Here is an 11215-nt window from a genome sequence, read left to right as displayed (position 1 = left end):
TCCGGACCCGCACCCCCCACCCCCCCCCCCCCCCCGCCACCCCCCCCCCCCCCCCCCCCCCCCCCCCCCCCCCCCCCCCCCCCCCCCCCCCCCCCCCCCCCCCCCCCCCCCCCCCCCCCCGGACCCGACAGCCGACAACAGGAGCAGCGATGGTCTCGTCAGCGGCGCACCCCGGCATGCTGGCCGGTGAGGTGCGCGACATCGAAGCGGACTCGGTGGTACGCATCGTCCGGGCGCATGCGCGTCTGCGGCCGGACGCCGTGGCCGTCCGGTCCGGCAACGCGTCCACGACCTACCGCGAACTGTGGCACCGCGCCCTCGTCGTGGCCTCCGTGCTGGAGGAGGCGGGGGTGGGACCCGGCGACCGGGTGGCGGTGTGGGCCGACCGGACCGCCGGGGTGATCGCCGCCGCGCTCGGCGCCATGTCCCTCCGCGCCGCCTACGTGCCCGTCGACCCCACCCACCCCACTGAGCGGGTCGCCACCGTGCTCGCCGGCGCCCGGCCGGCCGCGCTGGTCCACGACGGGCCGGCGGGCGGCCTGTTGCCCCCCGTCGACGTCCCCGTCATCGACGTGGCGGAGCTCGCGGACGTCCGCACCCCGCCGGAGCGCGCACTGCCGCGCGGCGAGGACATCGCGTACGTCGTCTTCACCTCCGGCTCGACCGGCACGCCCAAGGGCGTCATGGTGCCGCACGCCGCGCTCGCCAACTACGTGGCGTGGTGCGGTTCCCTGGTCGGGGCGGGCGGGAGCGGCAGCCCCCTGTTCGCCAGCCTCGGTTACGACCTCGCGATGACCTCCCTGTGGGTGCCGCTCGCCCAGGGCGGGCGGGTGGTGACGGTGCCCGGTCTGTGGGACCAGGCCACCCTGTTCGGCGCCGGGGCGGACCCGTACACCTTCATCAAGCTCACCCCCTCCCACGCCCGGTTCTTCGAGGCCCTCGCCGAGTCGCCGCGCTACGACCGCACGACCCGGCTGCTGATGTTCGGCGGCGAGGCGCTCGACCCGGCGCTCATCGGCGCGTTGGGCTCCCGGCTCGACGGCGTGCGGCTGGTCAACCACTACGGGCCCACCGAGACCACGATCGGCTGCTGTGCCCACCGTTTCGACACCACCACCCTGCCCGGTACGCCCACCGTGCCCATCGGCACGCCCGCCTGGAACACCCGCGCCTACGTGGTCGACGAGGACCTGCGGCCGATGCCGCCCGGCCGGCCCGGCGAGCTGGTGATCGCCGGGCGTGCCGTCGCCGCCGGGTACCTGGGTGGCGCGGGGGCGGGCGACCGGTTCATCGACGAACGGGACCTGGGCGGCGCGCCGGGCCCGGCGTACCGGACCGGCGACATGGCCGAACTGCTGCCCGAGCGGCTCCTGCTCCACCTCGGGCGCCGGGACGACCAGTGGAAGGTCAACGGCTACCGCGTCGAGCTGGGCGAGCTCCGCCACCACGTGCTGGCCGTCCCGGGGATCGCCGACGCGGCCTTCGACGTCGTGCGGGGCCCTGTCGACAGTCTGGAGCTGTTCGTCCGCGCCACCGACCCGGAGCACACCGACGGCGAGGCGCTCGCCGGCACGCTGCGCAAGGCCCTGGCCGCGGCGCTGCCCTCCGGCCTGGTGCCCCATGAGGTGCACCTCGTGCGGGAGATCGTGTTCAACTCCAACGGAAAGTGCGATGTCGCCGCGACCAGGCGGCAGTTGGAGCGGTCGGGCCGCTCCTGACGTATCAGAGGACGGTCAGTGGCGTGTCAGTGGAATCCGACAGCATGACGATGCGTCGGGCACACCACGTGCACGGCATACGACTCGGATACGGGAGTGAGTGGGCGACGTGTCGAACCCCTTTGACGACCAGGACGGAACGTTTCTCGTACTCGTGAACGACGAGGGCCAGCACTCCTTGTGGCCGGCCTTCGCCCAGCGGCCGGACGGCTGGACGGTCGCCCTCGACGAGAGCCCCCGCGACGCGGCGCTGGCGTACGTCGAGGAGAACTGGACGGACATGCGCCCGCTCAGTCTGCGCGAGTCCAGTGCCCCGCGGGCCTCTTGAGGGGCCCCGACCCGTGGACATGGCGATTCGGGCCGAGGGGCTGTGCAAGGGGTACGGGCAGACCCGGGCCCTGCGCGGGGTCGACCTCGCGGTGCCGGCCGGCACGGTGCTCGGGCTGCTCGGCCCCAACGGCGCGGGCAAGACGACCACGGTGCGCACGCTGGCGACGCTGCTCGTCCCCGACGGCGGCCGCGCCGAGGTCGCCGGGTACGACGTGGTGCGCCGGCCGCACGAGGTGCGCCGGCGCATCGGCCTGGCCGGCCAGTACGCGGCGGTCGACGAACTGCTGACCGGGCGCGAGAACCTGGTGCTGATCGGCACCCTGCTGCACCTGGGCAGGCGGGCCGCGCGGGCGCGGGCGGCGGAGCTGCTCGACCGGTTCGATCTGACGGGCGCGGGCGACCGCCCGGCCCGTACCTATTCGGGCGGTATGCGGCGGCGCCTCGACCTGGCCGCGTGCCTGGTCGCCCGGCCGTCGGTGCTCTTCCTCGACGAACCGACCACCGGCCTGGACCCGGTGAGCCGGATGTCCCTGTGGTCGGCCGTGCGGGAGCTCGTCGCCGACGGGGTCACCGTCCTGCTGACCACGCAGTACCTGGAGGAGGCCGACTACCTCGCCGACCGGATCGTGGTCGTGGACGCGGGCCGGGTGATCGCCGACGGAACGCCGACCGAGCTCAAGCGCAAGGTCGGTGAGGAGCGGCTGGAAATCGTTGTCACCCACCCGGACGGGGTGCCGGCGGCGGTGTCGGCGCTGCGCCGGGTGACCGCGGGCGAGCCGGTCGTGGACCGCGACAAGGGAGTGGTCTCCATCGCCGTCGGTGAGGGCGTGGACAGCATGGACGGCATCGCCACGGCGGCCGCCGCGCTGCGCCGGGAGAACGTGGCGGTCGCCGACTTCGCACTGCGGCGGCCGACCCTCGACGACGTCTTCGTCTCCCTCACCGGCCGCTCCGCCTAGACGTCTCCTACGCCAAAACGTTTCTGCGCGTCTTCTCTCCTCTTTCTTTTTCTCTTCCCGCGCCTGCTCGCGGGACTACGGGGGCCACCATGCAGAGAATCCACTTCGATGCCGCCGACTTCGCCAGAACCCGGCTGCGGCCCACCGTGGGCCCGCTCGTGGAGACGGCCTTCGCGGCCGGGCTCCTCAGCCGCAGCGTCGGCGCGCCCTACGCGCGGTGGCGCAGCCAGGTCACCAAACGGCTGCCCCGGTGGTCGTCGCCGCCCGGCCAGGGCGGTGGCGCCCTCGACCCCGAACTGCTCATCGAGCAGGCCGAGCGGTACGGCGAGGACGCCGGTGCGGTGGACCGGCCCTCCGAACTGCCGGAGGTCTGGCAGGCGGCCGTCGCCCCGTACTGGGACCAGTTACGCGCGTATCTGGAAGCCGAGTGCGAGGCGCGCGGCCGGATCGTGATGGCCGGGGGAGTGGAGCAACTGCTGGCCACGCTGCACCCCCGGATGATCTGGCGCTCGCCCGTCCTGGAGATCCCGGGCGGGCCCGACGAGGACATCCACCTCGACGGGCGCGGCCTGGTCCTCATACCGTCCGTGTTCCTCAACCACCGGCCGGGCCGGCTGATGGCGGGCACCGCGGAGAACGGCCAGGCGATGCTGGCGTTCGCCGCGCCGCCCGACCCCGTGCGCGCCGCCGCGCTGTGGGAGGAGCCAGACGGCCGGGAGCAGTCACTGGGCGCCCTCGTCGGCCAGACCCGGGCGGCCGCGCTGCGCGTGCTGCGCGCCACCTGCACAACCAGCCAGCTCGCCGACCAGCTCGGCATCTCCGCGGCGGGTGCCAGCCAGCACACCGCGGTGCTGCGCGAAACCGGGCTGATCACCACCCGCCGCATCCGCAACACCGTGCTCCACACGGTGACCCCGCTGGGCGTCGCCCTGCTGGACGGCCGGGTCGTCCGCTCGCTGCCGCCCCAGAACGTCGCCCGCCAGCGGACGCGGTCCGCCCTGGAGAGCGTCCCCCAGCAGCGGCGCGCCTCCTGACGGCGTCCGCCGCACCACGAGAGCCCCGGTACGGGCAGCGTACCGGGGCTCTCGCACGTGCCTGGCCTTCCCTACTCGCGCACGCCCGCCATCTCGCCGGGCTTGCCGCGCAGCACCAGCCGGGCCGACAGCAGCGTGGTGACGAGGGTCAGTCCCAGGGCGGCCCCGACCACCGCGAAGAAGATCCACGGGGACCCGTCCGGGACCGGCGAGCCCAGCACGCTGATGCTCAGCGGTACGAGGGTGAGCGCCGCGACCAGCACGCCGAGCACGATGCCGGCGGCGGCCACCAGGAACGCCTCGACCGTCATCATCTGCATCACCTGCCGGCGCGTGGAGCCGATCAGCCGCTGGAGCATGAACTCCCGCCGCCGCTCGGTCGTGGAGATCACCTGGGTGTTCACCAGGGCGATGGTCGCGTACCCCACCACCATGCCGAGCAGCAGGTACGACATCCACGTCTGCGTCTCGTCCGCCTCCGCCTGCACGACGGCCAGCGCCGCCCGGTCGGCGACCCGCAGCCCGGGATGGTCGGCCGCCAGCGCCGACAGCGACGCGGCCAGCTCGGCCCGGTCCGCGTCCGGCTCCGCCTTCACCATGATCTGCGGCAGGAGACCGGAGTCGGTGTGCGGCACCAGGAGGGCGGCGGGCAGCAGCGCGGTCTCGTAGCCGCGCCGGCCGTCCAGCGTGGCGACCAGGGTGAGTTCGACGCGGGTGCCGTCGCCCAGCCGCATCGGCACCTTGTCTCCCAGTTGGTGCCCGGACGCCTTGGCGAACGACGTCGGCAGGGCGACCGTGTCGCCAGTCAGCTCCGACAGGCTGCCGCTGGAGGCGCGGTACGCGGTGGTCCGGTCCAGACCGGCCGGGGTGACGCCCTGCATCGGCACCTCGGTGGGCTCGGGCTCGTCGGGCTCGTCGCCCTCGTCCTCGCTGCCCGGCGCGGGCCGCTTCGGGGCGGGCGGGTCGATGTAGCCCATGGTGGAGACCTGGGCGGACGCGGCCTCCACACCGGGCCGGCCGGCGACCGTCTCCACCAGGTCCAGCGGCAGGCCTCCGCTGACGGAGGTGACGACCAGGTCGGCGCGCAGGTTCTCGCGGAACGCCCGCTCCCCGCCGCTGGACTGGGTGGTCTGGAGGTAGATCAGTGCCAGGGCCAGGCCGCTGGCCAGCATGACGGGCATCACCGCGCCCGCGAACCGGCTCGTACGGGCCTTGGCGTTGAGCGAGGCGAGCGAGCCGGCGAGACCGGTGAAGGCACGCAGCGGTCCGCGCAGTACCGCGGTGATCATCTTGGCGAGGCCGGGACCGAGCAGGCCGAAACCGGCCGTCCAGAGCATCGCCGCCGGGGTCGCCGTGCTGCCCGCCGACGGGCCGGCCATGTTCGCGGTGACCAGGGCGAGGGCGGTGCCGCCACCGAGGAAGAGCAGCGCGAAGACCAGCCGGGACCTGCTGAACCAGCGCTGCTGGAGGGAGGCTTCGGCCAGGGCCTCCGTCGGCCGGGTGCGGGTCGCGGCCCGGGCGCCGAGGAACGCCGCGCCGAGCGCGGTGAGCAGCGCCGTGGCGACGCCGACGGCCATCGGGACGAAGCCCGCGCGGAAGGCGATGGTCTCGGGGACGACACCGGCACCGGCGAAGGCGTCCAGCAGCCACCGGCCGATCATCGGGCCCGGGAAGCACGCGAGCGCGGTTGCGAACACGGCGATGAACAGGGTCTCGCCCAGCACCATCCGCCGTAGCTGGGCCGGGGTGGCGCCGATCGCCCGCAGCAGCGCGGACTCCCGCTGCCGCTGGTTGAGCGACAGGCCGACCGTGCTGGAGACGACGAAGACGGTGACCGCGGCGGACAGACCGCCGAACACGGAGGCGAGGGTGACGAGTTTGCTGCCCTCGGCGATGACGTCCGGGTTCTCCGCCCAGCCGCGCTCGTCACCGGACAGTACCTGCACCGGGCCGTCGCCGACCGCCTTCTCGACGGCCTGCTCGACCGGCGCGAGGGCGGTTCCCGGCGCCGTGAACACGCCGATGGAGTCGGCGCGGCCGGGCCGGCCGGTCGCCTCGGCCGCCTCGGTGTCGGTCAGGAAGACCGTCGCCGGGTCGCCGGAGCCCGGGCCGGAGACCAGGGCGGTGACGCGGTGCGCCCCGGCGGCGCCGCGCATCGCCAGGCGCAGCTCCTGGCCGACGCGTACGCCGTGCTCGGCGGCGAAGCGGGCGTCCAGGGCGATCTCGCCCGCCGCCGCCGGCGCCTTCCCCTCGTCGATCCGGTACGGGGCGAGGCGGGTGGACGACCAGCCGTGGCCGGTCAGTCGGGCGCCGGCCCGCTCGTCGGCCAGCACCGCGGCCGGGAAGGAGACGTCCGCGACGGCGTCGGTGACACCCGGTACCGCCTTGAGGCGCTCCACCAGGGCGGTGTCGACGCGGATGCGCTCGGGGAACATGTCGCGCCGGGTGCCGGGGTAGCGCTGGTCGCCGGTGACGACGACCTGGGCGGCGGCGAGGCGCTCCGGCGGTGCGGCCCGGTGCAGCCCCGTCTCGAAGAGGCCGCCGCATCCCACGACGATCGCCGCGCCGAAGAACAGCGCGATGAACGTCGCGATGAAGCCGCCCTTGTGGAACCGCAGGGTCTTGAGTGCGAGCCTGATCATCGCCGGGCCCCCCGGCCGTGCGGGGCGGCACCCGGGGCGGCGGCGGGCTCGTTGCCCCAGGCCCCGAGGTGGGTCATCCGCTCGGCGACCTGGTCGGCGGTCGGCCGGTCCAGGGCGCTGACGATCCGTCCGTCGGCCAGGAACAGCACACGGTCCGCGTGCGCGGCGGCCATCGGGTCGTGGGTGACCATCACGATGGTCTGCCCGGCGAACTGGACGGCCTCGCGCAGCAGCGTGAGCACCTCGCGGGCGGTGTAGGTGTCCAGGGCGCCGGTCGGCTCGTCGCCGAAGATGACGGCGGGCTTGGTGATGAGTGCCCGCGCGATGGCGACGCGCTGCTGCTGGCCGCCGGAGAGTTCACCGGGCCGGTTGTTCCGGCGGGCCGACAGGCCGACGCGCTCGATGACCTCGTCGACCTCGGCCCGCTTGGGGCGGCGGCCGGCGAGACGCAGCGGCAGGGTCACGTTGTCGACCACGTCGAGCGCGGGGAGCAGGTTGAACGCCTGGAAGATGAAGCCGATGCGCTCCCGGCGGAGCTTGGTCAGCTCCTTCTCGCCGAGCGGGGAGAGGTCCACGCCGTCCAGCAGCACGGTCCCCGAGGTCGGCCGGTCCAGCCCGGCGGCGCAGTGCAGGAAGGTGCTCTTGCCGGAACCGGAGGGGCCCATGACGGCCGTGAAACTGCCGCGCGGTAAGCCGATGGTCACGCCGTCCAGCGCGGCCACCTGGTTCTTCGAGCCGCCGTACACCTTGCGTACGGAGTCGAGCTTGACGACCTCGTAGCCGGCGCCCCGGGGTGCGTAGGCGTGCGGGCTCGGTGTCCCGATCATGAGCGGTGTCCTCCGTGTGCGGTGTGCCCGGCGGCCGGGCGCGATGGGGTGGGCGAGAGCGGGCCGGGCGCGGCGAGCACCTGCTTGGCCTCGGCGAGCGGGTCCCGCGGTGGGCGGAGCAGGCAGTGCGCGACGGTCAGGTGGAGCCGGGCGGCCGCCACCACGGCGTACGAGGCGTACATGGCCAGGGCGAGGAAGACGGCCGAGGCGATCAGCGCGGCCGGCCAGGTGTCGATCCAGATCCCGGGGCCCGTGCCGTCCGACCGGCCGAGCCGCACCCCGTCCGCGAAACCCCCGTCCGCCTGCCGGGATTCGACGGCCCAGAACCACAGGGGCAGCGACACCCCGGTGAGCAGGGGCAGCCAGACCGCCAGCGTGAGCGCGTCCAGGAGCAGCAGGAACGGGTGGAGCAGGATCAGGTAGCAGCAGTCGCGGTAGAAGGCGGGATCGGTGCAGCGGGCCTTCAGGTGCCCGGCGAGCCCCGGTTCCGTGACCTCCTGGTAGGCGTACGGGATCGGCGCGTCGACCAGGGCGGCCCGGCCGCGCTCGACCTGGGCGCAGGACCGGACCACCCACACCGAGCCGATGGTGAGCGCCACCGTGAACGTCAGCTGGCTGAAGACGATGCCCACGAGCACGGCGGCGGTCGCCACCGCGAAGAACACCGTGCCGGCCACCAGGTACCCGGCGAGGTACCCGGTCGCCCGCCAGGGGGCGGCGGACAGCAGCATGCGCGGCGCGCTGCCCGGCCGGGGCAGCCGCCGCGCGGGGCGCAGCGACGCCCTGAGCGACGCCGCCACCGAGGGCCGTCGCGCCCGTGCGGCCCCGGCGCCGGCGCTCCCGGGCGCCCTCCCGGCGACCGGCCCGGGGGCCGCCTTCCGGGCCGGGCTCCCGGACGCCGCCCACGCGGGGGTTCGGCGGGGGGTGCCGTACGGGGTGCCGGGGACGGCGCCGTACGGGGTGCCCGGGCGTGTGGCCGGCGCGCGGTCGAACGCGGTGCCCGGCGCGGTGCCCGGGACGGCGGTGGACGGGGTGCCGAGGGTGGTCTCCGGGGGCGGTGGTGCCTCCGCGCCCGGCGGGGTGTCGGGGGTCATCCCACACTCCGCAGCAGGGTCTCGATGGACTTGAGCCGGGCGTCGAGCGCGCCCAACTGCCGCCGCAGGGCTTCGTGTCCGGCGCCGGCCTCCTCCGCGAGCTTGCGGTACGAGGCCATGGCGACCGCGTCCGCGCGGTGGCGCTGCAGCCGGAAGTAGGCGACCACACTGAGGGTGCTGCCACCGGCGATGATCAGGATGATGGCGATCGTGATGACGGCGCCGGTCATGTGGGGATTCCCTTCACGTCACTGACTGTGCCTTCCGTGTCCGCCGCCACGGCCGCGGCTATCGTCCGGGCGTTCACCCGCAGGTCGAACGGCGCCAGTTCGAAGTACTTCAGCGCCTTGCCGGTCTTGGACAGCTCCAGGCTGCCGACCACCAGCCCGGCCTTCTCCAGCCGTTCCAGGTGCATGTACAGCAGCGGTCTCGACATCCCCAGGCGGCGGGCCAGCTCGCTGACGTACATCCGCCCCCCGGCGATCTCCGCGATCACCCGGAGGCGCTGTGCGTGGCCCACGGCGGCGAGCACGGCCAGCAGCTCCTCGCTCGTCATGGCCCACGCCCTCTCACTGCCGGAAGCATGTAAGTCGAGACTTACATATGCCTTTGCAGGCTGTCAAACGTCATGTGGGACCTTCTCCTGTCCGGGCAGCGCGAAGGCCCGGCCCCCGGAAGGGGAACCGGGCCTGGGGCGTGACGGCCCGTCACATGGCGGACCACGCACGGAACTGCCGCAGCCCGTACAGGAGCGGAGGCTGCGCGTGCCGCTCGACGATGTGGCGTGCCGCGCCGAACACGGTGACGTGGCTGCCGATCTTCTGGGTCAGGACGACGTCGCAGTCCGCCACCGTGTGCGCGTCCCGCGAGAGGTGGGGGCCCGCCATGTCCGGCGTCTGCTCCCAGGGGAGGAGGTCGAAGCGGCGCGCGTTGCCCGAGGCGAAGAGCTCGGCGGCCTCCCGAGCGCCCTCGTGCAGCAGGTTGACCGCGAACACGCCGCTCTTCATGATCGCCTCCAGCGTGGGGCTGCCGTCGCGGAGGCAGACCAGCAGGGTGGGCGGGTCGAGCGACACGCTGCACACCGAGGAGCAGGTCATCCCCCGCGGCGCACCCTCGTGGTCGGTGGTGGTCACCACGCAGACTCCGGTGGGGAAGCCACTCATCATGGCCCGGAAGCCGTCGGGGGTGGCCGGAGCGGAGACGGGTGGGGCGGTGGGGGTCGGGGTCCGTATCGCGGGGTCGGTCATCGCGTACCGCTTTCTGTCTCTACGGGAAGCTTGTCGCGGCCGGAACGGTCCGGGGCCGGGCGCCCCCGGGACCGCCCGGTGAGGAGCTCCGTGCGGCGCCGTGCGCGGCGCTCGTCGCGGCGGTCGAGCACGTTCAGCAGCGGGCCGGTCATCGCGGTCGTCATCAGGGCCATCACCACCAGCGCCAGCACCAGCGGGGCCGACAGGATGCCGGCGCTCAGACCCGCCTGGAGCACGATCAGCTCGGTCAGGCCCCGGGTGTTCACCAGCGCGCCGATCCGCCACGCGGTGCCGCGCGGCAGGCCGCCGAGGCGGGCACCGGCGTAACCGCCGAGCAGCTTGCCCGCGCAGCCGAGCACCACGGCCACCACGATCAGCGACCAGGAGGCGGCGGAGAACGCGCCGGTCAGCACGGTGATGCCGGTGACCACGAAGAACGCGGGCGCCAGGGCGCGGCCCGACCGGGACACCGTGGACACCGCGCCGGCCCAGGGGGCCCGCTCGTCGCCGGGCACGGCCAGCCCGACCAGCGCCGCACCGAGGATGGCGGTCATGCCCATGTGCTCCATGGCCAGCGCCACGCCCAGCGCCGAGGCGCCGAGCGCCACGGCCGTGGCCCTCGGCAGCCGTACGCAGATCCCGCGCGCCGCGCGGGTCCGCAGCCCGTACCGGACCGCCAGCGCGCACACGGCGCCGAACAGCAGCGCCCGCGCGGAGTTCAGCGCCCCGGTGAGGTCGCCCGCGCCGAGGCTGATCGCGACCGTGAGCAGCAGCCAGCCCAGCGCGTCGATGGCGATGGCCGACGCCAGCGCGAGCCGGCCCGCCGCCGACTCGCCCATGCCCCGGTCGGCAAGGATGCGGGACATCACCGGGACCGCGGTGATCGACATGGCCACCGCGACCATGAGGACGAACGCGGGCAGCGGTGCGGTGCCGCGGACCGCCGGGTCGCCGGTGAGGATCACCCAGCCGGTCAGCAACAGTCCGGTGAGCAGGGGCGGCACCAGGGAGCCGGCGGCCACCCAGCCCACGGTGCGGCGCGGTGGCCGGTCGGGGCCGATCCGCAGCTTGTGGGCGAGGCCGACGAGGAACAGCACCAGGCCTATCTCGCCGAACAGTTTGAGGAGGTCGAACACGGGGCCGGGCAGCAGCGCGTCGAGGGCGGTCTTGCCGAACAGGGCGATCACGGCGGGCCCGGCCAGCAGGCCCACCGTGATCTCCCCGATGACCTCCGGCTGACGCAGCCGCCGGGCGGCCGACCTGCCCGCCGCCGCGAGCAGCAGGACGACGACGAGCGCCGTCACCGCGTGCGTGATCCGCGGCAGGAGGTCCAGGACGTCCATGACGTGGGGGGTCCTTCCCGA

The 11215-nt window shown here is 74.4% G+C and carries 11 protein-coding genes; 4 read left to right on the top strand and 7 right to left on the bottom strand.

Going from position 1 to position 11215, the window contains the following annotated elements:
• Window positions 1–149: 149 nt before the first annotated feature.
• From ACZ6C1_RS10650 to ACZ6C1_RS10635, 4 genes are all read left to right on the top strand, one after another.
• The gene (locus ACZ6C1_RS10650) at window positions 150–1718 is read left to right on the top strand and encodes an amino acid adenylation domain-containing protein (protein ID WP_469239807.1); all 1569 of its coding nucleotides are present in this window, start codon (window positions 150–152) and stop codon (window positions 1716–1718) included.
• A 109-nt stretch (window positions 1719–1827) separates the two neighbouring features.
• Complete coding sequence (locus ACZ6C1_RS10645) at window positions 1828–2046, top strand: MbtH family protein (RefSeq protein ID WP_469239806.1); 219 nt, start codon at window positions 1828–1830, stop codon at window positions 2044–2046.
• A gap of 19 nt (window positions 2047–2065) precedes the next feature.
• The gene (locus tag ACZ6C1_RS10640) at window positions 2066–3007 is read left to right on the top strand and encodes an ATP-binding cassette domain-containing protein (RefSeq protein ID WP_469239884.1); all 942 of its coding nucleotides are present in this window, start codon (window positions 2066–2068) and stop codon (window positions 3005–3007) included.
• An 89-nt stretch (window positions 3008–3096) separates the two neighbouring features.
• Window positions 3097–4041, top strand: a complete 945-nt coding sequence (locus tag ACZ6C1_RS10635) for an ArsR/SmtB family transcription factor (RefSeq protein ID WP_469239805.1) — start codon at window positions 3097–3099, stop codon at window positions 4039–4041.
• A gap of 71 nt (window positions 4042–4112) precedes the next feature.
• Here ACZ6C1_RS10635 and ACZ6C1_RS10630 read toward each other — a convergent pair whose 3' ends face one another.
• From ACZ6C1_RS10630 to ACZ6C1_RS10600, 7 genes are all read right to left on the bottom strand, one after another.
• On the bottom strand, window positions 4113–6683 hold the full coding sequence (locus tag ACZ6C1_RS10630; protein WP_469239803.1) for an FtsX-like permease family protein: 2571 nt from the start codon (window positions 6681–6683) through the stop codon (window positions 4113–4115).
• The gene (locus tag ACZ6C1_RS10625; RefSeq protein WP_469239802.1) at window positions 6680–7510 is read right to left on the bottom strand and encodes an ABC transporter ATP-binding protein; all 831 of its coding nucleotides are present in this window, start codon (window positions 7508–7510) and stop codon (window positions 6680–6682) included. The genes ACZ6C1_RS10630 and ACZ6C1_RS10625 overlap by 4 nt, the downstream gene beginning before the upstream one ends.
• Window positions 7507–8604 carry a sensor domain-containing protein gene (locus ACZ6C1_RS10620; RefSeq protein WP_469239800.1) on the bottom strand — a complete coding sequence of 366 codons (1098 nt, stop codon included), beginning with the start codon at window positions 8602–8604 and terminating at the stop codon, window positions 7507–7509. Before ACZ6C1_RS10620 ends, ACZ6C1_RS10625 begins: the two co-directional genes overlap by 4 nt.
• Window positions 8601–8834, bottom strand: a complete 234-nt coding sequence (locus ACZ6C1_RS10615; RefSeq protein ID WP_469239798.1) for a hypothetical protein — start codon at window positions 8832–8834, stop codon at window positions 8601–8603. The genes ACZ6C1_RS10620 and ACZ6C1_RS10615 overlap by 4 nt, the downstream gene beginning before the upstream one ends.
• Entirely contained in the window at window positions 8831–9160 is a 330-nt protein-coding gene (locus ACZ6C1_RS10610; protein WP_126883991.1) for an ArsR/SmtB family transcription factor, read from the bottom strand. Before ACZ6C1_RS10610 ends, ACZ6C1_RS10615 begins: the two co-directional genes overlap by 4 nt.
• Before the next feature lie 151 nt (window positions 9161–9311).
• Window positions 9312–9851, bottom strand: coding sequence for a flavin reductase family protein (locus ACZ6C1_RS10605; RefSeq protein WP_469239796.1), 540 nt, complete (start codon window positions 9849–9851; stop codon window positions 9312–9314).
• The gene (locus ACZ6C1_RS10600; RefSeq protein ID WP_469239794.1) at window positions 9848–11194 is read right to left on the bottom strand and encodes a cation:proton antiporter; all 1347 of its coding nucleotides are present in this window, start codon (window positions 11192–11194) and stop codon (window positions 9848–9850) included. Before ACZ6C1_RS10600 ends, ACZ6C1_RS10605 begins: the two co-directional genes overlap by 4 nt.
• Between the last annotated feature and the right edge of the window lie 21 nt (window positions 11195–11215).

It is taken from the genome of Streptomyces sp. NPDC041796 (assembly GCF_055590785.1).
Note: the sequence above shows the minus strand (reverse complement) of the source record. Positions and strands in the feature narration are given on the sequence as shown.